Source organism: Pseudomonas chaetocerotis (assembly GCF_015712105.2).
Lineage (GTDB): Bacteria > Pseudomonadota > Gammaproteobacteria > Pseudomonadales > Pseudomonadaceae > Aquipseudomonas > Aquipseudomonas chaetocerotis.
Genome location: NZ_JACFYX020000007.1, coordinates 239,446 through 259,822, shown reverse-complemented (window position 1 = coordinate 259,822; position 20,377 = coordinate 239,446). Strand labels below are relative to the sequence as shown.

Below are 20,377 nucleotides of genomic sequence, written 5' to 3'. Positions count from 1 at the left end.
TAGCCAGCAGGTTCGGCTCGGTTGTCCCCTTTCTCCGTTTTCGTTTCTCCTGCTTTTTTATCGGTTGCCACTACCCGGCTCTGCAAACAGCTGCTTAGCTAATTCCATTGGCGAGCAAAAAAGTTACGCCATAAAATTGACTGGCTTCAATTTTTTGACTTTACTAGTGGCTAATTGCCGGTGCGCGTCGAAGATCTGGCGCGCAATTTCCCTCACTTCTCGGGTCAGACAAGCACAAGATGTGGCGTGAAACCAAAATCCTGTTGATCGATGACAATGCTGCGCGCCGCCACGAATTGGCGATCATTCTGAGTTTTCTCGGGGAAGAGCATCTGGCCTGTACCAGCCAGGACTGGCGCAATGCCGTTGCCGAGCTCGCGTCCAGTCGCGAAGTGCTCAGCGTCTTGCTGGGCGATGTCGAGGCCAAGGGGGGCGCGCTCGAGCTGACCAAGCAGATTGCTGGCTGGGATGAGTTCCTGCCGCTATTGACGGTTGGCGACTCCAACATCGTCGAATGGCCGGAAGATTTGCGCAGGCGGGTGCTGGCCAGCCTGGAGACTCCGCTCAGCTATAACAAGCTGCTTGATTCGCTGCACCGTGCCCAGGTCTATCGCGAGATGTACGATCAGGCCCGTGATCGTGGTCGGCAGCGCGAGCCTAATCTGTTCCGTAGCCTGGTCGGTACCAGCCGCGCCATTCAGCAGGTGCGGCAGATGATGCAGCAGGTCGCCGACACTGAGGCCAGTGTGCTGATCCTTGGTGAGTCCGGGACCGGCAAGGAAGTGGTAGCGCGCAATCTGCACTACCACTCCAAGCGTCGCGAGGCACCCTTCGTGCCGGTCAACTGCGGCGCGATTCCGGCCGAGTTGTTGGAAAGTGAGCTGTTCGGTCATGAGAAGGGCGCCTTCACCGGGGCTATCACCAGTCGGGCAGGGCGCTTCGAACTGGCCAACGGCGGCACGCTGTTTCTCGACGAGATCGGTGACATGCCGCTGCCGATGCAGGTCAAGTTGCTACGCGTGTTGCAGGAACGCACCTTCGAGCGTGTGGGCAGCAACAAGACGCAGACGGCCGATGTGCGCATCATCGCTGCCACGCACAAGAACCTGGAGAAGATGATCGAGGACGGCAGTTTCCGTGAGGACCTGTATTACCGCCTCAATGTCTTCCCCATCGAGATGGCGCCGCTGCGCGAGCGTATCGAAGATATCCCGTTGCTGATGAACGAGTTGATTTCGCGCATGGAGCATGAGAAGCGTGGCTCCATTCGCTTCAATTCGGCCGCCATCATGTCGTTGTGTCGCCATGACTGGGCTGGCAACGTACGCGAGTTGGCCAACCTGGTAGAGCGCATGGCGATCATGCATCCCTATGGGGTGATCGGGGTGGGCGAGTTACCGAAGAAGTTCCGTCATGTCGATGACGAGGATGAGCAGCTTGCAGCCAGCTTGCGCGATGAAATGGAAGAGCGCGCTGCGATCATGGCCGGTCTGCCGGGCCTCGATACGCCAGCCATGCTGCCGCCGGAGGGGTTGGACCTGAAAGACTATCTCGGCAATCTGGAGCAAGGGTTGATTCAACAAGCGCTGGATGATGCCGGTGGCGTGGTGGCGCGTGCGGCCGAGCGCCTGCGTATTCGTCGTACCACCCTGGTCGAGAAGATGCGCAAGTACGGCATGAGCCGTCGCGAAGAAGATGGTCAGGACGAGGATTGACGTGGCTGGGAGCGGCCGCGCAGCTCCAGAAGTCATGATCCCGTAGAGCTGGTGCGCATGGCGCACCCTACTGGAAAGTGGTCACCCGAAAGCCGGAGCTTTGACGCGAGCTCCGGCTTTTTTTTCAAGTAATTGATAAATAAGAATAAAAAAGTAGGCACGGGGATTGCTAAAGCTCTTGTATCCGACCGTCTTCTGACGGTGCGTCGTATGAGAGAAGCAGATGGAAGCCAACCGTCGTCCTACCGAGTCAGCCGAGCCAGGCGCACCTGCGCCGCTCGAACACGCCAGCCGCGCAGGACTGGAGCAGGCCTTTGCCCTGTTCAATCAGATGTCCAATCAGCTCAGCGAGTCCTACAGCCTGCTCGAGGCGCGGGTCAATGAGTTGAAGGGGCAACTGGCACTGGTCAGTGCTCAGCGTATGCAGGAGCTGGCGGAGAAGGAGCGCCTGGCCCATCGCCTGCAAAGCCTGCTGGATCTGCTGCCTGGCGGTGTGATCGTCATCGACGGTCAGGGCGTGGTGCGTGAGGCCAACCCCGTCGCGCGTGCACTGCTCGGACAGCCACTGGTGGGTATGCTCTGGCGCCAGGTGATCGCTCGCAACTTTGCGCCGCGCGAAGACGATGGTCATGAAATCTCCATGCGTGACGGCCGCCGTCTTTCCATCGCCACACGTTCTCTGCACGGGGAGCCTGGGCAGCTTGTGCTGCTGACCGACCTGACAGAAACCCGTCGCCTGCAGGATCAGCTTTCTCGTCATGAGCGTCTATCGGCGCTGGGGCGCATGGTCGCCTCTCTCGCGCATCAGATCCGTACGCCACTCTCCGCTGCGCTGCTTTATGCCAGCCACCTGAACGAGCAGGTACTGCCAGCCGAGCAGCAGCAGCGCTTCGCCGGGCGTTTGAAGGAGCGGCTGCACGAGTTGGAAAACCAGGTGCGCGACATGCTGATCTTCGCCCGGGGCGAGCTGCCGTTGCCGGATCGCCTGTCGCCGCCTGTCTTGTTCGATGCGCTGCGTGCGGCTGCCGATGCACATGTGGGCGATATGGCCGTGCGCTGGCAGTGCGATGTGCGCGATGGCGAGCTGTTGTGCAATCGCGACACGCTGGTGGGCACTGTGCTCAATCTGATCGACAACGCCATTCAGGCTGCCGGGCGTGATGCGCGTCTGAAGATTCATCTCTATCGCCGTGGTGATCAGCTGCGTCTATGCGTCAGTGACAACGGGCCGGGGATGAGCAGGGAAACCCTGGCGCGCCTCGGCGAACCGTTCTTTACCACCAAGACCACTGGCACCGGCCTCGGGCTGGCGGTGGTCAAGGCGGTGGCGCGAGCTCATCAGGGCCAGCTGCTGCTGCAATCGCGTGCGGGTCGTGGTACCTGCGCCATCGTTTCCTTGCCGCTGCAAGGTGCAGCGCCTCACTCGAATCAGGAGTAATCCATGGCTACCAAAGTCCTGCTGGTTGAAGACGATCGCGCGCTGCGCGAAGCCCTGGCCGATACCCTGTGCCTGGGCGGGCATGATTATCGGGCGGTCGATTGTGCCGAGGCGGCGTTGGTCGCGTTGACCGAAGAGCCGTTCGGGCTGGTGGTCAGTGACGTCAACATGCCGGGCATGGATGGTCATCAACTGCTGGCGCAGATTCGTGGTCGCTATCCGCAACTGCCGGTATTGCTGATGACGGCGTTCGGCGCGGTGGAGCGGGCGGTGGATGCCATTCGCCAGGGCGCCGCTGATTATCTGGTCAAACCGTTCGAGCCGCGCACGTTGCTGGAGCTGGTGGCCAGGCATGCACTCGGAAAATTGACGGCGGGAGATCGTGACGGTCCGGTCGCGCTCGAGCCGGCCAGCGTGCAGCTGCTGGAGCTGGCATCGCGCGTGGCGCAGAGTGATTCGACGGTGATGATCACGGGCGAGTCCGGCACCGGCAAGGAAGTGCTGGCGCGCTATATCCATCAGCAGTCGCCGCGTGCATCCGGGCCTTTCATCGCCATCAACTGTGCGGCAATTCCCGACAATATGCTTGAGGCCACCTTGTTCGGGCATGAGAAGGGCGCATTCACCGGTGCGGTCACCGCTCAGCCGGGTAAGTTCGAGCTGGCTGACGGTGGCACCATTTTGCTCGACGAAATTTCCGAAATGCCGCTGGGGCTACAGGCCAAGTTGCTGCGGGTGCTGCAGGAGCGTGAGGTAGAGCGGGTTGGGGCGCGCAAGCCGATCAACCTGGACATTCGTGTGCTGGCCACCAGCAACCGTGATTTGGCCAGTGAGGTGGCGGCTGGGCGCTTCCGTGAAGATCTCTATTATCGTCTGTCGGTCTTTCCCCTGGCCTGGCGACCACTGCGTGAACGGCCTGCCGATATTCTGCCGCTGGCCGAACGACTGCTGGCCAAGCACGTCAAAAAAATGAATCAGCCTCACGTGAGGCTGTCCGAGTCGGCTGCGCGAAGCCTGGTGCAACATCAGTGGCCGGGCAATGTGCGCGAGTTGGACAACGCCATTCAGCGCGCATTGATCCTGCAACAGGGGGGTGTGATTCAGGCGCAGGATCTGTGCCTGCATGCGCCCATCGGCCAATCGGTGCAGGCTGCGGCGCCGCGCCTGGCCGTGGTACCTAGCGTTGCGCCGCCAATGGCGCAACCGGTCGAGTCGCCGGGTGCGGTCGATGCCGGCGCGCTGGGCGAGGATCTTCGTCGTCGTGAGTTCCAGGTCATCATCGATACCCTGCGTGCCGAGCGTGGTCGTCGCAAGGAAGCTGCCGAGCGCCTGGGTATCAGCCCGCGAACCCTGCGTTACAAGCTGGCGCAGATGCGTGATGCCGGCATGGATGTCGAGGCTTATCTGTACGCCAGCTGAGACTTATCGTCGGGAGCATCGCAGCCTGTCAGGTGCAGTGCTCCATGGCGGTTCGTGTGTGTCGTCAACTTCGCGGTGCGCACGGCGCACCTACATGAACGTCCGGCCGTAGGGTGCGCTGTGCGCACCGATCATCGTGACCGGCTTTCAGGTAGTACCACTCTCCGAATTTCCGTTCATTCTGGCACCCTTGTTGCAAATACCCCTGCATAGCGCCGTTAGTGTCAAAAAGCGGGCAGTGGAGGAAGTCATGAGCCAAGGTGTCGAATTCAATCGCTTGATGCTGGAAATGCGTTCCATGCAGGCTGAGGCCATGGCGCGTCAGAAACCTGCTGCGAGCGAGCCAGTGCAAGGGGCGCCGAGTTTCTCGGACATGCTCGGCCAGGCGGTGAACAAGGTCAACGAGACCCAGCAGGCTTCCAATAAACTGGCGACCGCTTTCGAGATGGGGCAGAGCGGGGTCGACCTGACCGACGTGATGATCGCCTCGCAGAAAGCCAGCGTATCCTTCCAGGCCATGACCCAGGTGCGTAACAAGCTGGTCCAGGCGTATCAAGACATCATGCAGATGCCGGTGTAGAACCTATGCAAAATCTGCTGTGCGTCGGGTCTGCCGCGTTAAAAACAGACTCAAAATGCTCATTTACAGCTCGTAAAGTCGAGCGCGACCCCGGTCGTTTTTCGCCTGTTTTTGCCTTGCATACCTCTAGCTCGCAAGATTTTGAACAGGTTCTGAGGATTGATCCATGGCTGAAGCAGCAGTAGCAAACGTACCGGCCAAGGCCGAACCGGGTGAGCCGAAGAAGCCCCTGCTGGGCCTCAGCTTCCTGGAAAACCTCGCGGAGATGTCGGTGCTGCGTCAGCTCGGCCTGTTGGTCGGTCTGGCTGCCAGCGTGGCGATCGGTTTTGCCGTGGTGCTCTGGTCGCAGCAACCGGACTATCGTCCGCTGTATGGCAGCCTCAATGGTATGGATGCTTCCCAGGTGGTCGATACTCTGACCACGTCCGGCATCGATTACACCATCGAACCCAATTCCGGCGCGCTGCTGGTCAAGGCTGACGATCTGGCACGTGCGCGCATGCGCCTCGCTGCCGCTGGTGTGGCGCCGACCGACAACAGCGTCGGGTTCGAAATCCTCGACCGTGAGCAGGGCCTGGGGACCAGCCAGTTCATGGAAGCGACCCGGTATCGCCGTGGCCTCGAAGGCGAGCTGGCGCGTACGGTTTCCAGCCTCAATAACGTCAAGGCGGCGCGTGTGCATCTGGCCATGCCCAAGGCGTCCGTTTTCGTGCGTGATGAGCGCAAACCGTCTGCCTCTGTGTTGGTCGAGCTGTACCCGGGACGTGGGCTGGAGCCCAGCCAGGTCATGGCGATCGTCAACCTGGTGGCGACCAGCGTGCCTGAGCTGGACAAGGGCCAGGTTACGGTGGTCGACCAGAAGGGCAATCTGCTCTCCGATCAGCAGGAATTGTCCGAGCTGAGCATGGCTGGCAAGCAGTTCGACTACACCCGCCGCATGGAAACGTTGTTCACCCAACGCGTGCACAACATTCTGCAGCCAGTGCTGGGCACCGGTCGCTACAAGGCGGAAGTATCGGCTGACGTGGATTTCAGCTCGGTTGAATCCACCTCCGAAATGTTCAATCCGGATCAACCCGCGCTGCGTAGTGAGCAGCAGGTCAATGAACAACGCCAGAGCAGCCTGCCGCCGCAGGGCGTGCCGGGTGCTTTGTCCAATCAGCCACCGGGTCCGGCTGCCGCTCCGGAGCAGGCTGCTGGTGCGGCTGCACCGGCAGGCCCGGTCGCCGCGGGTCAGCCGCTGGTCGACGCCAATGGCCAGCAGATCATGGACCCGGTAACCGGCCAGCCGATGCTGGCACCTTACCCGGCAGACAAGCGCGAGCAGTCCACCCGCAACTTCGAACTGGACCGGTCGATCAGCTACACCCGTCAGCAGCAGGGGCGTCTGCGTCGGCTCTCGGTAGCGGTGGTGGTGGATGACCAGGTACGTGTCGATCCTGCGACTGGCGAGAGCAGCCGAGTGCCGTGGACGGCCGATGATCTGGCGCGCTTTACCCGTCTGGTCCAGGATTCGGTGGGCTTCGATGCCAGCCGCGGCGACAGCGTCAGTGTGATCAACACGGCCTTCACTGCCTCGCTGGGCGAGGAAATCCCCGATATTCCGTTCTACACCCAGCCCTGGTTCTGGGACATCGTCAAGCAGGTGCTCGGCGTTCTGTTCATCCTGGTGCTGGTGTTCGGTGTGCTGCGCCCGGTACTCAACAACATCACCGGCGGCGGCAGGGGCAAGGAGCTGGCAGGTTCCGGCGATGTGGAACTTGGCGCAATGGGAGGTCTGGACGGCGAACTATCCGACGATCGCGTCAGTCTCGGTGGGCCGCAGAGCATCATGTTGCCGAGCCCCAGCGAGGGGTATGATGCACAACTGAACGCTATCAAGAGTCTGGTAGCGGAAGATCCTGGCCGCGTCGCCCAGGTCGTGAAAGAGTGGATCAACGCCGATGAGTGAGAATCGTACCGCTACCAAGCTGAACAAGGTCGACAAGGCTGCGATTCTGCTGCTTTCGCTGGGTGAGACCGATGCCGCACAGGTGTTGCGTCATCTCGGGCCGAAGGAAGTGCAGCGCGTCGGTGTGGCCATGGCCGGCATGCGCAATATCCATCGCGAGCAGGTCGAGCAGGTGATGGCCGAGTTCGTCGATATCGTCGGCGACCAGACCAGCCTCGGTGTGGGTTCCGATGCCTATATCCGCAAGATGCTCACCTCTGCGTTGGGTGAGGACAAGGCCGGTAATCTGATCGACCGCATCCTGCTCGGCGGCAGTACCAGTGGTCTGGACAGCCTGAAGTGGATGGAGCCGCGCGCCGTCGCCGATGTGATCCGCTACGAGCACCCGCAGATCCAGGCCATCGTCGTCGCCTATCTCGATCCGGACCAGGCCGGCGAAGTGCTCAGCCATTTCGACCACAAGGTGCGCCTGGACATCATCCTGCGCGTGTCCTCGCTCAATACCGTGCAGCCGTCCGCGCTCAAGGAGCTCAACCAGATCCTCGAGAAGCAGTTCTCCGGCAGCGCCAACACCACGCGTGCCACCATGGGCGGCGTCAAGCGTGCGGCGGACATCATGAACTTCCTCGACAGCTCTGTGGAAGGTCAGCTGATGGACTCCATCCGCGAGGTGGACGAAGACCTGTCGACGCAGATCGAAGACCTCATGTTCGTCTTCGACAATCTGGCCGATGTCGACGACCGTGGCATCCAGGCACTGATGCGCGAAGTCTCGTCCGAGGTCCTGGTGTTGGCGCTCAAGGGCGCCGACGAGGCAATCAAGGACAAGGTTTTCAAGAACATGTCCAAACGCGCAGCCGAGTTGCTGCGCGACGACCTGGAGGCCAAGGGGCCGGTGCGTGTCAGCGACGTCGAAGGGGCGCAGAAGGAAATTCTCACCATCGCCCGGCGCATGGCCGAAGCCGGAGAGATCGTGCTCGGCGGCAAAGGTGGCGAGGAGATGGTTTAAGCCATGGCTGCCAAGGAGCCCGAGAGCGAGCTGATTCGCGCCAAGGATCTCGGCACGTTCGACCGCTGGGCGTTGCCCAGCTTCGATGCGCCGGGTGAAGACCCGACAGAAGCCGAAGCTGTTGCTGATGAACAGGTGCAGCCTCCAGCCGAGGTCGAGGAACAGGACACCGCGCAGATCGAAGAGGTCGCACTCGAAGATGTCAAACCGCTGACGCTCGATGAGCTCGAAGCCATTCGCCAGGATGCCTACAACGAAGGCTTCGCCACGGGCGAGAAGGATGGCTTCCATGCCGGCCAGATCAAGGCCAAGCAGGAGGCTGACGCGGCCTTGGCGCTGAAGGTCGGCAGCCTGGAAACGCTCATGATGCAGTTGCTCGATCCGATTGCCGAGCAGGACCAGCAGATGGAAGTGGCCATGGTGCGTCTGGTCAGCCATATGGTGCGCGAGGTGATTCAGCGTGAACTGAGCACCGACTCCGGTCAGATTCGCCAGGTGCTGCGCGAAGCGCTCAAGCTGCTGCCGATGGGGGCGGGCAACGTACGCATTCAGGTCAACCCCCAGGACTTCGAGGTGATCAAGGCGCTGCGCGAGCGTCATGAGGAAAGCTGGCGCATCCTCGAGGATGACAGTCTGCTGCCGGGCGGGTGCCGTATCGAGTCGGAGCATAGCCAGATCGACGCCAGCGTCGAGACGCGCATGGCGCAGGCACTCAAGCAACTGTTCGAGCAGCAGCGTGCGCAGAGCACCCAGCCGCCGGAAGCGGACATCAATCTGGACCTGGATCGCGACGATGCGCGTTGACCGCGTGAGTTTCGCCCGGCGTCTGGAGGGCTACAGTGATGCGATCAGCCTGCCCAGCCAACCCATACTCGAAGGCCGCCTGCTGCGCATGGTCGGTCTCACCCTGGAGGCCGAAGGGCTGCGCGCAGCCATAGGCAGCCGCTGCCTGGTCATCAACGAAGACAGCTACCATCCGGTTCAGGTCGAGGCCGAAGTGATGGGGTTCTCCGGGGGCAAGATCTATCTGATGCCAGCGGGCAGTCTGGCGGGTATTGCGCCGGGTGCGCGCGTTGTGCCATTGCCCGATGCCGGGCGCTTGCCCATGGGCATGTCCATGCTTGGCCGAGTGCTCGATGGCACTGGCCGCGCCCTGGATGGCAAAGGCGGGATGAAGGCCGAGGACTGGGTGCCGATGGATGGCCCTGCCATCAACCCGCTCAATCGCGACCCCATCAGCCAACCATTGGATGTCGGCATTCGTTCGATCAACGGCTTGCTCACTGTCGGACGCGGTCAGCGTTTGGGCTTGTTCGCCGGTACCGGCGTGGGCAAGTCGGTGCTGCTGGGCATGATGACGCGTTTTACCGAGGCCGAGATCATCGTGGTCGGGTTGATCGGTGAGCGCGGGCGTGAGGTCAAGGAGTTCATCGACGAGATTCTTGGCGAAGAAGGTCTCAAGCGCTCCGTGGTCGTGGCTTCTCCGGCCGATGAAGCGCCGCTGATGCGTTTACGTGCGGCGCAGTACTGCACGCGCATCGCCGAGTACTTTCGTGACAAGGGCAAGAACGTTCTGTTGCTGATGGATTCACTGACGCGCTATGCCCAGGCCCAGCGTGAAATCGCTCTGGCTATCGGTGAGCCGCCAGCGACCAAGGGCTACCCGCCATCGGTGTTCGCCAAGTTGCCCAAGTTGGTCGAACGCGCTGGCAATGCCGAAGCCGGCGGCGGTTCGATCACCGCGTTCTACACCGTGCTGAGTGAAGGCGATGACCAGCAAGACCCTATCGCCGATGCGGCACGTGGTGTGCTCGACGGGCACTTTGTCCTGTCACGGCGTCTGGCCGAGGAAGGGCACTATCCAGCGATCGATATCGAATCCTCGATCAGCCGGGTCATGCCGCAAGTGGTACCGCCCGAGCAGCTCAAGCAGGCGCAGCGATTCAAACAGTTGTGGTCACGCTATCAGCAGAGCCGTGATCTGATCAGTGTGGGGGCCTATGTTCCGGGTGGCGACGCGGACACCGACCAGGCCATCGCTCGCCAGCCGATCATGGCTCAATACCTGCGTCAGGGGCTGGATGAAAGTGTGGGCATGCCACAGAGTCGTGAGCAGTTGGCGGCCTTGCTGGGGCAATGATGGCGTTGATCAAGGTGTTTTTCGTCATCGCTGAGGTCGTGCATCGATGAGTCTCAGTCGCGCCAAGCGCCTGCAGCCGGTCGTCGAGATGGCAGAAAAGGCCGAACGCGAGGCCGCGCGCCAACTCGGGCATTGCCAGGGGCTGGTCGGCCAGGCGGAAGCCAAGCTGGGTGAGCTGGAACGTTTCCGTGGCGACTACCAGCAACAATGGATCAGCGAGGGCAGCAAGGGCGTTTCCGGTCAGTGGCTGATGAACTACCAGCGCTTTCTGTCGCAGCTGGAGACGGCGGTCGGCCAACAGCAGCAAAGTCTGGAATGGCATCGCGCCAATCTTGAAAAAGTGCGTGCCGTCTGGCAGCAGCGCTATGCGCGTCTCGAGGGACTACGCAAACTGGTCCAACGCTACATCGATGAAGCCCGATTGGCCGAAGACAAGCGCGAACAGAAACTGCTCGACGAGCTGGCGCAACGCCTGATCGACCGTGGCGAACCCTGAATAGAGGTTGTTTCGTCGCCGACCAGATGCTACACCTTCAAACGTGAATTGCCCTATCTGGCAAAGTCTCGACAAAGGAGTAGACATGGCCATTACCTCGCAGCCCTCGGCAGACGGGCAAGAGCTGACCATTGTGATTCGAGGACGCTTCGACTTCGCCTCCCATCAGGAATTTCGTGACGCCTATGAGCGCGTCAATCAGACGCCCAAGCGTTATCAGGTCGACCTGCGCGACACCAGCTATCTGGACAGTTCGGCATTGGGCATGCTTCTGCTGTTGCGTGATCATGCTGGCGGCGATTCGGCGCAGATCAGCCTGCTCAACTGCAGCAGTGACGTGCGCAAGATCCTCGCCATCTCCAACTTCGAGCAGTTGTTCAAGATCAGCTGAGCATGCCTGAGCGACTTGCCATTCTGATCGCCGAGGACAACGCGGCCGACCGCATGCTGTTGTCCACCATCGTCAGCCGTCAGGGCCACCGTGTCCTGACCGCCAGCAATGGCCTGGAGGCGGTGGCCCTGTTCGAGCAGGAGCGCCCACATCTGGTCCTGATGGATGCGCTGATGCCGGTGATGGATGGCTTCGAGGCGGCGCGACGAATCAAGGATCAGGCCGGCGAGGCGCTGGTGCCGATCATCTTCCTCACTTCGCTGACCGAGGGCGAAGCGCTGGTGCGTTGTCTGGAGGCCGGTGGCGACGACTTTCTCGCCAAGCCCTACAACAGGGTGATCCTTGAGGCCAAGATCGGTGCGATGGATCGTCTGCGCCGATTGCATGACACGGTATTGAAACAACGCGACCTGATCGCTCGGCACAATGAGCACCTGTTGCGCGAGCAACGCGTGGCCAAGGCGGTATTCGACAAGGTGGCGCATTCCGGCTGTCTGGATGCGCCTAATATCCGTTACATGCAGTCACCCTACGCGCTGTTCAACGGTGATTTGCTGCTGGCGGCGTACAAGCCGTCTGGCGGCATGCACGTGATGCTGGGCGATTTCACCGGCCATGGTTTGCCGGCGGCTATTGGCGCGATGCCGCTGGCTGAGGTGTTCTACGGCATGACTGCCAAAGGCCATGCCCTTGCCGAGGTCCTTCGCGAGATCAACGCCAAGCTCAAGCGCATCCTTCCTGTAGGCGTTTTCTGTTGCGCCACCGTGCTCAACATCAGCAGCAAGCGAGGCTTGCTCGAGGTGTGGAGTGGCGGGTTGCCGGATGGCTACCTGCTACATGGCGATGGTCGCCCGCGTCAGTCATTGGTGTCACGCCATCTACCTCTGGGAATCCTCGAACCAGCGGCGTTCAGTGATCGCTGCGAGGTCTATCCGCTGGCGCCGGGAGATCGTATTTTTCTGCTCAGCGATGGCGTGCTCGAGGCCAGTGACCAGCAAGGGCAGCTATTCGGCGAGGCGCGTCTGCTCGAGCTTCTGGAGTCCAATCGTCAGCCGCAGGCATTGTTCGAAGAAATCCAGCTGGCACTGGCTGCGTTCCGTGGCGAGCAACAGGATGACGTCAGCATGGTTCAGGTCGGCTTGGCCGAAGACGATGAGCGTCCTCGCCCACTGGCCTTTGCCGACAGTGGTCAGAGCAGCGTGATGGACTGGTCGGCCAGTTTCGAGTTTCGTGCACTGAGCCTGCGTCATTTCAACCCTCTGCCATTTTTGCTGCAGCTGCTGCTGGACGTGCGGGCGTTGCGGCCGCGTGGTGGCGAGCTGTATACCGTGCTTGCCGAGCTCTATTCCAATGCCCTGGAGCATGGGGTTATGGGCCTGGATTCCTCGCTCAAGCAGGATGCCAGTGGTTTTGCCGAGTACTACCGGGAGCGACGGCTGCGTCTGGCCTCCCTGCAGGATGGCTATGTCCGATTTCATGTGCAGATGCTGCCGGAAGAAGGGGGAGGGCGACTGATCGTCCGGGTCGAGGACAGTGGCCCCGGATTCGATCCGGTCACCGTCATGGCGCGCGGTGACGAAGCCCTGTGTGGTCGCGGTCTTGCCCTGGTACGTCAGCTCAGTGATGGTTTCCAGATCGCCCCGGTTGGCCAGGGGGTCAGCGTGGAGTTTTGCTGGTCCTCTGAGGCATAATGCGAGGCTGTTGTTCAGGGGGTGACACGGTGTCCGATATCCATCTCGACGATGCCGTCCTGGCGGCCCTGCAGGACGTCATGGAGGACGAATACCCGATTCTGCTCGATACCTTCGTGGCCGACTCCGAGGAGCGTCTGCGTCTGTTGCATGAAGCTACGGCCGAGGGTGACGCGCAGGGTCTGCGCCTGGCTGCGCACAGCTTCAAAGGTAGCTGCAGCAACATGGGGGCGGTGCTTCTGGCCAGTTTGTGCAAGGAGCTCGAAGACGCGGGGCGGCGCGAGGTTCTGGATCCGGCTCCGGCCCTGATCGAGCAGATCGAGCGCGAGTTCGCCATCGTCCGCATCCTGTTCAAATCCGAGCGCCAGCGCTATCGCGTCTGAGAGCCTGCTTTTAACGCAGCAGACATTGAACAGGCTCTGACGGCTTTTCCCGAGTTGGCCCGTCCTTTGCTCTGATCCTGTCACGACCCATCAGACGGAGAGCGTCCATGTCCGTGTTGCCCGACCTACGCCTGCAGGCTACGCCTGAGGTGAAGAGCAAAGCGAAGCAGCCGGCCAGAGCGCCGGAGCCCAGCAAAAACGGTGCTTCCAGCTTTGCCGAGGTGTATGCCAAGGAACGTCAGGCCAAGCCTGGCGAGCGAGCTGGCAATACCGACAAAACCAGCCAGGAGCAGAAGTCTGCGCCATCAGCAGAGGAGCCCGATGCCGCTTCTGCTGCCGCCGAGCAGCCTGCGGTTGCCGCCCCCGGCAATTCCTTGCCGACGCAGGAGGGTGCTGAAGAAGAACTCGATCCGTTGCTGGCAATGGCACTGGGTGGTATCCAGGCTCAGGTAGACGAAGCCCCACCAACCGAGGAGTCGCCTGACCTGCCGGCGCTGGTGATCACCGGCACCAGCACCGATGTCGCTGAGGCGGCCGAGTCGGTGCCGGAGGAGGAGGGGCTCGACCCGTTGGCGCTGCTCAAGCAGCCAGCGCAAGAGGCAAGCAAGGCCCAGTTGCCGCAGGACGCCGCGATCAAGAACGCGCGCGTGGCGACCAGCACGGACTTCGCCGCAGCCATGGCGGCCATGGGCAAAGGCGAGGCGACAGTGGAGAGCACTGAAGAAGCGACCCTGGATTTGCCGCTGGAAAGCCTGGCCAAGGAGGCGCTGGAGAGTCTCAAGGATAGTGCTCAGCCCACTCGACCCGATCAGTTCGTCAGCAAGCTCAATGCGCTGACGCAGGCATTCAATCATCAGGCTGGTGCTACGCAGCGTCTGCCACTGGTGCCTGGTCAGCCGGTCGCCATGCAGCAAGGCGGCTGGAGTGAGGCGGTGGTGGATCGCGTCATGTGGCTTTCCAGCCAGAACCTCAAATCGGCCGAAATTCAGCTCGACCCGGCAGATCTTGGGCGTCTCGAAGTGCGCGTGAACCTGTCTCAGGACCAGGCCCAGGTGACGTTTGCCAGCCCCAATGCCGGGGTGCGTGAAGCGCTGGAGGGGCAGATGCATCGTCTGCGTGAGCTGTTCGCGCAGCAAGGCATGAACCTGGCCGATGCCAACGTTTCCGATCAGTCGCTTAACCGTGGTTGGCAAGGGCAGGGCGAGGGTGGTCGTGGTGGTTCCGGCTCGCGTGATGGTCTGCTTGCCAGTGACGAGTTGCAGTCTGGTGTCCATCAGGAAGTGCGCAGTGAGCACGTGACCACTGGCCGTGGTTTGGTCGACTACTACGCGTGAGTAGCGGTTAAGTACTTTATGGACACTGGGCAATGCCCGAAGATCGGTGTTCCTCCGCTAGACTTGCATTCGCCCGGGTTGCCGAAAGGTGCTCGGGCGAATGCATTTTGGGTGACAGCAGGGAGCTGGACCTGTTAAATCCGCAGCCCAGAGTTAGACAAGCCTGCTCATATGCTGGCATAACACTTGCTCTTAACCCTTTGAATGCGGAAAGAACGTAGGTACTGACGGATTATTGGCATGGCTAAGAAAGAAGCGGCACCGGCTGCCGACGGACAACCCGCCGGCAAGAGCAAGCTCAAACTCATCATCCTGATCGTGGTGGGCCTGCTTCTGGCCGTTGGCCTTTCCGTGGGCGGTACCTGGTTCATTCTCAGCAAGGGCGACAAGAGCGAGCAGGCTGAGCCGGCAGAGGCCGCTGCACCGGCGGCTCCAGTGCGTCAGCCGGCTGTCTATCAGGATCTGATGCCGGCCTTCGTGGTCAATTTCAATCACCAGAATCGCACCCGCTACCTGCAGGTCAGCATGGCATTGATGAGTCGCGATACTGCCGGCATGGAAAAGCTCAAGGTGCATATGCCGGTATTGCGTAACCGTCTGGTGATGCTGCTCTCCGGTCAGGATTTTGCCGCGCTGCAAACGCCGCTGGGCAAGGAGATGCTTCTGCAGCAGGCGCTGGCCAGCGTGCAGGAACTGGCGCAGAAGGAAACCGGCAGCACTGTGGTCGAGCAGGTGCTGTTCACCAATTTCGTGTTGCAGTAGCGGGAGCCGAAGATGGCCGTGCAAGACCTGCTTTCCCAGGACGAGATCGATGCGCTGTTGCACGGCGTCGATGACGGCCTGGTCGAGACCGAGGACGCCGCGGAGCCCGGCAGCGTCAAGCAATATGACCTGACCAGTCAGGATCGTATCGTCCGTGGGCGTATGCCGACGCTGGAGATGATCAACGAGCGCTTCGCCCGCTATACCCGCATCAGCATGTTCAACCTGTTGCGCCGCTCGGCTGACGTTGCCGTCGGTGGCGTGCAGGTGATGAAGTTCGGCGAGTACGTGCATTCGCTGTACGTGCCGACCAGTCTCAATCTGGTGAAGATGAAGCCGCTGCGCGGCACCGGTCTGTTCATCCTCGACGCCAAGCTGGTGTTCAAGCTGGTGGACAACTTCTTCGGCGGCGATGGGCGCCATGCCAAGATCGAAGGCCGTGAGTTCACCCCCACCGAGCTGCGCGTCGTGCGCATGGTGCTCGACCAGGCCTTCGTCGATCTGCGCGAAGCCTGGCACGCGGTCATGGACATCAACTTCGAGTACGTCAACTCCGAGGTCAACCCGGCGCTGGCCAATATCGTCAGTCCGAGCGAAGTGGTGGTCGTGTCCACCTTCCATATCGAACTGGACGGCGGCGGTGGCGACCTGCATATCACCATGCCGTACTCGATGATCGAGCCGATCCGCGAGATGCTCGATGCCGGCTTTCAGTCCGATGTCGACGATCAGGACGAACGCTGGATCAAGGCCCTGCGCGAGGACATCCTCGATGTCAGCGTGCCGCTGGCCGCCACTGTTGCCCGTCGCCAACTGAAGCTGCGCGACATTCTGCATATGCAGCCGGGTGATGTGATCCCCGTGGAATTGCCGGACAACGTGGTCATGCGCGCCAACGGCGTGCCGACCTTCAAGGTCAAACTCGGTGCGCACAAGGGCAATCTGGCCTTGCAGGTACTGGAACCAATCGAACGCCAGCGCTGAGGCGCTGGCATCTCCGAAGGGGCCGCCAGGCCCGAAGCGAACGAATAGAGAAGCCAGGCGAGGAACCACGATGGCAGACGAAGAGAATACCTCCCCCGAGGAGCAGGCACTGGCCGATGAATGGGCCGCAGCGCTGGCCGAGGCAGGTGATGCCGATCAGGACGATATCGATGCCATGCTGGCCGGGCAGGGTGCCGCTCAGGCGGCGCAACCTGCAGCGCCGCGTGCGCCGATGGAAGAGTTCGGCAGCGCGCCGCCTACCAGCAACCTGTCGGTCAATCTGGATGGGCCCAATCTGGACGTGATCCTGGATATTCCAGTGTCCATCTCCATGGAGGTGGGCAACACCGATATCACGATCCGTAACCTGTTGCAGCTCAATCAGGGCTCGGTGATCGAGCTGGATCGTCTGGCCGGTGAGCCTCTCGACGTGCTGGTCAACGGTACGTTGATCGCCCATGGCGAAGTGGTGGTGGTCAACGAGAAGTTTGGCATTCGCCTGACCGACGTGATCAGTCCCAGCGAACGTATCAAGAAGCTGCGCTGACCATGGCTCGTCTTCTCGCTCTGTTTCTGAGCATGCCCCTGGTGGCCATGGCTGCCGAACCTACCGGCAAGGCGGCGACCCCCATGGCTGGCAGCGACATAGCCGGCCAGCTCGGTCAGTTGCTGCTCGGCCTGCTGCTGGTGATCGGTCTGATCTTCCTGCTTGCCTGGCTGCTGCGTCGTGTGCAGCAACTGGCTCCGCGCGGTGGTCAGGTGATCAAGCTGCTGGCGACTCAGGCGCTGGGCCCGCGTGATCGCCTGGTGCTGGTGCAGGTGGGCAATGAACAGATATTGCTGGGCCTGTCTGCCGGGCGGATCACTCCGCTGCACGTGCTCAAGGAGCCCGTGCACCTGGCCGACGCCGAGCAGGCCACACCGGAATTTGCTCAGCGCCTGATGGAGCTGCTGGGCAAGGATCAGAAGGACAAATCCTGATGCTGCGTTTGTTGCTGGTGCTGGTGCTGAGTCTCGCCGCATCGCTGGCGTTCGCCGAAGACCCGCCTGGCGCCAGCACGCTGATTCAGCAGGGCAGCAGTCCGCTATCGATCCCGGCCATTACCCTGTCGACGGACGCGGAGGGCCAGCAGGAGTACTCGGTCAGCCTGCAGATTCTGCTGATCATGACGGCGCTCAGTTTCATCCCGGCGTTCGTCATGCTGATGACCAGTTTCACCCGCATCATCATCGTCTTTTCCATTCTTCGCCAGGCGCTGGGCCTGCAGCAGACACCCTCGAACCAGATACTGGTCGGCCTGGCGCTGTTCCTGACGATGTTCATCATGGCGCCGATTTTCGACCGGATTAACACCGATGCGTTGCAGCCTTATCTGAACGAGGAGATCGTCGCTCAGGAGGCGCTGACTCGGGCAGAGGGGCCGATCCGCGATTTCATGCTGGCGCAGACTCGCGAAAGCGACCTGGAACTGTTCGTGCGACTGTCCAAACGCACCGACCTGGCCGGCGTCGAGGACGTGCCGTTGACCATTCTGGTGCCGGCGTTCGTCACCTCCGAGTTGAAGACCGCGTTCCAGATTGGCTTCATGATCTTCATTCCGTTTCTGATCATCGACATGGTGGTCGCCAGTATCCTCATGGCGATGGGTATGATGATGCTTTCGCCGCTGATCATCTCATTGCCGTTCAAGATCATGCTGTTCGTCCTGGTCGACGGCTGGGCGCTGATCATGGGCACCCTGGCCGCCAGTTTCGGCACGTTATAACGAGGCCTTTGATGACTCCCGAGGTTGCGGTTGACCTGTTTCGCGAAGCGCTATGGCTGATCGTCCTGATCGTTGGTCTGGCGGTGGTGCCCAGTCTGGTGGTGGGGCTCATCGTGGCGATGTTCCAGGCTGCCACGCAGATCAACGAGCAGACACTGAGTTTTCTGCCGCGTCTGATGGTGATGCTGATCACCCTGATCTGGGCCGGACCCTGGCTGGTGAGTCAGCTGATGGAGTACACCCAGACGTTGATCCAGAACATTCCGTACCTCATCGGTTGAGGGGCTGGGCGCGATGCTGGAATTGAGCAACGAGCAGATCAGCGCCTGGGTCGGCCAGTTCATGTTGCCGTTGTTTCGTATCGCCGCGATGTTGATGGTGATGCCCATCATCGGTACCCAGCTGGTGCCGACTCGTGTGCGTCTCTATCTGGCGTTGGCGATCAGCGTGGTGCTGGTACCGTCCTTGCCGCCGATGCCACAGATCGATGCGCTCAGCCTGCGCAGCTTGCTGTTGATCCTCGAACAGGTGCTGATCGGCGCCATGCTCGGTTTCATCCTGCAGTTGTTCTTTCATTTGTTCGCGGTGGCCGGGCAGATCATTGCCATGCAGATGGGCCTGGGCTTCGCGTCCATGGTGGATCCCACCAATGGTGTATCGGTGCCCGTGCTCGGGCAGTTCATGCTGATGTTGGTGACGTTGCTGTTTCTGGCCATCAACGGCCATCTGGTGGCGCTGGAGATTCTGGCGGAAAGTTTCGTCACGCTGCCATATGGCCAGGGCCTGATGGTCAATCATTACTGGGCGCTGGCTGGCAAGCTGGGCTGGGTGATCGGTGCCGGCCTGTTGTTGACCTTGCCTGCCGTCACCGCGTTGTTGGTGATCAACCTGGCGTTCGGCGTGATGACCCGCGCGGCACCGCAGCTGAACATCTTTTCCATTGGCTTCCCGCTGACCCTGGCCCTGGGCCTGGTGATCTTCTGGGTGAGCCTCTCCGATTTCGGCAACCTGTTCCAGGCGCTGACCAGCGACGCCCTGCAGCAGCTGGGCGAATTCGCTCTGACGCGATGAGGAGTCAGCATGGCTGAGAGCGAGAGTGGCGCCGACAAGAGCGAGGAACCCACAGGCAAGCGACTTGAAGAGTCGCGCAAGAAAGGCCAGATCGCTCGCTCCAAGGAGCTCAATACACTGGCGGTGACCCTCACCGGCACCGTGGCGCTGATCATCTTCGGCGCCTATATGGGCAATGTGCTGATGGACATCATGCGCGGTAATTTCAGCCTACCGCGTGACGTGTTGATGAACGAGGGCAGTATGGCCCAGTACCTGCTGGCTTCGGGCAAGCAGGCGCTGCTGGCGACGCAGCCGTTTTTGCTTGCCTTGCTGATCGCCTCCATAGCCGGCCCCATTGCTCTGGGTGGCTGGCTGTTTTCAGCCGAGGCGTTGCAACCCAAGGCCAGCCGGATGAACCCGCTGGCAGGCCTCAAACGCATGTTCTCGGTTCAGGCGCTGGTCGAGCTGTTCAAGGCACTGGCCAAGTTTCTGGTCATCCTTGCGGTGGCGTTGGTGGTGATTTCGGCGGATCAGGACGATCTGCTGGCGATTGCCAATGAACCGGTCGAACCCGCTATCCTGCACAGCCTCAATGTGGTCGGTTGGAGCGCGTTCTGGTTGTCCTGCGGGCTGATCCTGATCGCCGCAGTGGATGTACCGTTCCAGCTTTGGAGTCACAAGCAGAAGTTGATGATGACCAAGCAGGAGGTGCGCGACGAGTACAAGGACACCGAGGGCAAGCCTGAGGTCAAGGGGCGCATTCGTCAGCTGCAACGTGAGATGGCCGAGCGGCGCATGATGCAGTCAGTGCCCCAGGCCGACGTGGTGATCACCAACCCGACGCACTTTGCGGTGGCGCTCAAATATGACCCCGAGAAGGGCAGCGCGCCGCTATTGCTGGCCAAGGGGGGCGACTTCCTGGCATTGAAGATCCGCGAGATTGCCCAGGAGCACCAGGTGATGGTGCTGGAGTCGCCAGCGCTGGCCCGGGCCGTTTATCACTCGACCGAGTTGGACCAGGAAATTCCTGCTGGCCTGTATCTGGCCGTGGCTCAGGTGCTTGCTTACGTCTATCAGTTGCGACAGTACCGGGCAGGCAAGGGCAAGCGGCCTGGTCCGTTGCCGGACCTGCCGATTCCGCCGGATTTACGTCGCGACTCGTAAAGAGCGCCTCTTACGCTGTCCCGTCATTTCTGGAACGCTTCTTGCCATTACCCCTTCAGGACGCACTTTCGCGTCAAAAGATTGAATGGCTTGGGGTAGGG

General features: G+C 61.2%; 21 protein-coding genes. All 21 read left to right on the top strand.

The features are described 5' to 3' along the window. Window positions 1-239 precede the first annotated feature (239 nt). Entirely contained in the window at window positions 240-1,715 is a 1,476-nt protein-coding gene (locus tag H3221_RS14690; RefSeq protein WP_196476402.1) for a sigma-54 dependent transcriptional regulator, read from the top strand. 223 nt (window positions 1,716-1,938) lie between these two features. Continuing rightward, window positions 1,939-3,153: a sensor histidine kinase gene (locus H3221_RS14685; protein ID WP_196476401.1), complete on the top strand. Its 1,215-nt coding sequence runs from the start codon at window positions 1,939-1,941 to the stop codon at window positions 3,151-3,153. A gap of 3 nt (window positions 3,154-3,156) precedes the next feature. Then, window positions 3,157-4,572 (top strand): sigma-54-dependent response regulator transcription factor FleR, encoded by a 1,416-nt coding sequence (fleR, locus tag H3221_RS14680; protein ID WP_196476400.1) that lies wholly within the window; start codon window positions 3,157-3,159, stop codon window positions 4,570-4,572. A gap of 250 nt (window positions 4,573-4,822) precedes the next feature. Further along, entirely contained in the window at window positions 4,823-5,152 is a 330-nt protein-coding gene (gene fliE / locus H3221_RS14675) for a flagellar hook-basal body complex protein FliE (RefSeq protein ID WP_196476399.1), read from the top strand. Between the two features lie 166 nt (window positions 5,153-5,318). Then, window positions 5,319-7,103: a flagellar basal-body MS-ring/collar protein FliF gene (gene fliF / locus H3221_RS14670; protein WP_196476398.1), complete on the top strand. Its 1,785-nt coding sequence runs from the start codon at window positions 5,319-5,321 to the stop codon at window positions 7,101-7,103. Continuing rightward, window positions 7,096-8,112 (top strand): flagellar motor switch protein FliG, encoded by a 1,017-nt coding sequence (gene fliG / locus H3221_RS14665; protein WP_160017619.1) that lies wholly within the window; start codon window positions 7,096-7,098, stop codon window positions 8,110-8,112. The genes fliF and fliG overlap by 8 nt, the downstream gene beginning before the upstream one ends. Before the next feature lie 3 nt (window positions 8,113-8,115). After that, a complete protein-coding gene (gene fliH, locus H3221_RS14660) occupies window positions 8,116-8,916 on the top strand; it encodes a flagellar assembly protein FliH (RefSeq protein WP_196476397.1) in 801 nt (266 codons plus the stop codon). Further along, on the top strand, window positions 8,906-10,252 hold the full coding sequence (gene fliI, locus H3221_RS14655; protein ID WP_196476396.1) for a flagellar protein export ATPase FliI: 1,347 nt from the start codon (window positions 8,906-8,908) through the stop codon (window positions 10,250-10,252). The genes fliH and fliI overlap by 11 nt, the downstream gene beginning before the upstream one ends. 46 nt (window positions 10,253-10,298) lie before the next feature. Beyond that, on the top strand, window positions 10,299-10,748 hold the full coding sequence (gene fliJ / locus H3221_RS14650) for a flagellar export protein FliJ (RefSeq protein ID WP_021489636.1): 450 nt from the start codon (window positions 10,299-10,301) through the stop codon (window positions 10,746-10,748). An 85-nt stretch (window positions 10,749-10,833) separates the two neighbouring features. Continuing rightward, window positions 10,834-11,139: an STAS domain-containing protein gene (locus H3221_RS14645; protein ID WP_074916098.1), complete on the top strand. Its 306-nt coding sequence runs from the start codon at window positions 10,834-10,836 to the stop codon at window positions 11,137-11,139. Window positions 11,140-11,141: 2 nt separating this feature from the next. Beyond that, entirely contained in the window at window positions 11,142-12,830 is a 1,689-nt protein-coding gene (locus H3221_RS14640; RefSeq protein WP_196476395.1) for an ATP-binding SpoIIE family protein phosphatase, read from the top strand. A gap of 29 nt (window positions 12,831-12,859) precedes the next feature. After that, window positions 12,860-13,213, top strand: a complete 354-nt coding sequence (locus H3221_RS14635) for an Hpt domain-containing protein (RefSeq protein WP_196476394.1) — start codon at window positions 12,860-12,862, stop codon at window positions 13,211-13,213. Window positions 13,214-13,320: 107 nt separating this feature from the next. Further along, window positions 13,321-14,547, top strand: a complete 1,227-nt coding sequence (locus tag H3221_RS14630) for a flagellar hook-length control protein FliK (protein WP_196476393.1) — start codon at window positions 13,321-13,323, stop codon at window positions 14,545-14,547. 240 nt (window positions 14,548-14,787) lie between these two features. Continuing rightward, a complete protein-coding gene (gene fliL, locus H3221_RS14625) occupies window positions 14,788-15,309 on the top strand; it encodes a flagellar basal body-associated protein FliL (protein WP_196476392.1) in 522 nt (173 codons plus the stop codon). 12 nt (window positions 15,310-15,321) lie between these two features. Beyond that, a complete protein-coding gene (gene fliM, locus H3221_RS14620) occupies window positions 15,322-16,293 on the top strand; it encodes a flagellar motor switch protein FliM (protein WP_017679168.1) in 972 nt (323 codons plus the stop codon). Between the two features lie 70 nt (window positions 16,294-16,363). Then, the gene (gene fliN, locus H3221_RS14615; protein WP_196476391.1) at window positions 16,364-16,840 is read left to right on the top strand and encodes a flagellar motor switch protein FliN; all 477 of its coding nucleotides are present in this window, start codon (window positions 16,364-16,366) and stop codon (window positions 16,838-16,840) included. A gap of 2 nt (window positions 16,841-16,842) precedes the next feature. After that, window positions 16,843-17,274, top strand: coding sequence for a flagellar biosynthetic protein FliO (fliO, locus tag H3221_RS14610; protein ID WP_196476390.1), 432 nt, complete (start codon window positions 16,843-16,845; stop codon window positions 17,272-17,274). Next, the gene (gene fliP, locus H3221_RS14605) at window positions 17,274-18,059 is read left to right on the top strand and encodes a flagellar type III secretion system pore protein FliP (protein ID WP_160017629.1); all 786 of its coding nucleotides are present in this window, start codon (window positions 17,274-17,276) and stop codon (window positions 18,057-18,059) included. The genes fliO and fliP overlap by 1 nt, the downstream gene beginning before the upstream one ends. Window positions 18,060-18,070: 11 nt before the next feature. Then, the gene (gene fliQ / locus H3221_RS14600) at window positions 18,071-18,340 is read left to right on the top strand and encodes a flagellar biosynthesis protein FliQ (RefSeq protein ID WP_013714993.1); all 270 of its coding nucleotides are present in this window, start codon (window positions 18,071-18,073) and stop codon (window positions 18,338-18,340) included. A gap of 13 nt (window positions 18,341-18,353) precedes the next feature. After that, window positions 18,354-19,130, top strand: coding sequence for a flagellar biosynthetic protein FliR (gene fliR, locus H3221_RS14595; protein WP_196476389.1), 777 nt, complete (start codon window positions 18,354-18,356; stop codon window positions 19,128-19,130). Between the two features lie 9 nt (window positions 19,131-19,139). After that, the gene (gene flhB, locus H3221_RS14590; RefSeq protein WP_196476388.1) at window positions 19,140-20,276 is read left to right on the top strand and encodes a flagellar biosynthesis protein FlhB; all 1,137 of its coding nucleotides are present in this window, start codon (window positions 19,140-19,142) and stop codon (window positions 20,274-20,276) included. The last annotated feature ends 101 nt before the right edge of the window (window positions 20,277-20,377 follow it).

Excerpts from the sequence above, each read along its gene's own strand:
- H3221_RS14690 (WP_196476402.1), top strand. The coding sequence starts at position 240 with ATGTGGCGTGAAACCAAAATCCTGTTGATCGATGACAATGCTGCGCGC.
- H3221_RS14685 (WP_196476401.1), top strand. The coding sequence starts at position 1,939 with ATGGAAGCCAACCGTCGTCCTACCGAGTCAGCCGAGCCAGGCGCACCT.
- fleR (WP_196476400.1), top strand. The coding sequence starts at position 3,157 with ATGGCTACCAAAGTCCTGCTGGTTGAAGACGATCGCGCGCTGCGCGAA.
- fliE (WP_196476399.1), top strand. The coding sequence starts at position 4,823 with ATGAGCCAAGGTGTCGAATTCAATCGCTTGATGCTGGAAATGCGTTCC.
- fliF (WP_196476398.1), top strand. The coding sequence starts at position 5,319 with ATGGCTGAAGCAGCAGTAGCAAACGTACCGGCCAAGGCCGAACCGGGT.
- fliG (WP_160017619.1), top strand. The coding sequence starts at position 7,096 with ATGAGTGAGAATCGTACCGCTACCAAGCTGAACAAGGTCGACAAGGCT.
- fliH (WP_196476397.1), top strand. The coding sequence starts at position 8,116 with ATGGCTGCCAAGGAGCCCGAGAGCGAGCTGATTCGCGCCAAGGATCTC.
- fliI (WP_196476396.1), top strand. The coding sequence starts at position 8,906 with ATGCGCGTTGACCGCGTGAGTTTCGCCCGGCGTCTGGAGGGCTACAGT.
- fliJ (WP_021489636.1), top strand. The coding sequence starts at position 10,299 with ATGAGTCTCAGTCGCGCCAAGCGCCTGCAGCCGGTCGTCGAGATGGCA.
- H3221_RS14645 (WP_074916098.1), top strand. The coding sequence starts at position 10,834 with ATGGCCATTACCTCGCAGCCCTCGGCAGACGGGCAAGAGCTGACCATT.
- H3221_RS14640 (WP_196476395.1), top strand. The coding sequence starts at position 11,142 with ATGCCTGAGCGACTTGCCATTCTGATCGCCGAGGACAACGCGGCCGAC.
- H3221_RS14630 (WP_196476393.1), top strand. The coding sequence starts at position 13,321 with ATGTCCGTGTTGCCCGACCTACGCCTGCAGGCTACGCCTGAGGTGAAG.
- fliL (WP_196476392.1), top strand. The coding sequence starts at position 14,788 with ATGGCTAAGAAAGAAGCGGCACCGGCTGCCGACGGACAACCCGCCGGC.
- fliM (WP_017679168.1), top strand. The coding sequence starts at position 15,322 with ATGGCCGTGCAAGACCTGCTTTCCCAGGACGAGATCGATGCGCTGTTG.
- fliN (WP_196476391.1), top strand. The coding sequence starts at position 16,364 with ATGGCAGACGAAGAGAATACCTCCCCCGAGGAGCAGGCACTGGCCGAT.
- fliO (WP_196476390.1), top strand. The coding sequence starts at position 16,843 with ATGGCTCGTCTTCTCGCTCTGTTTCTGAGCATGCCCCTGGTGGCCATG.
- fliP (WP_160017629.1), top strand. The coding sequence starts at position 17,274 with ATGCTGCGTTTGTTGCTGGTGCTGGTGCTGAGTCTCGCCGCATCGCTG.
- fliQ (WP_013714993.1), top strand. The coding sequence starts at position 18,071 with ATGACTCCCGAGGTTGCGGTTGACCTGTTTCGCGAAGCGCTATGGCTG.
- fliR (WP_196476389.1), top strand. The coding sequence starts at position 18,354 with ATGCTGGAATTGAGCAACGAGCAGATCAGCGCCTGGGTCGGCCAGTTC.
- flhB (WP_196476388.1), top strand. The coding sequence starts at position 19,140 with ATGGCTGAGAGCGAGAGTGGCGCCGACAAGAGCGAGGAACCCACAGGC.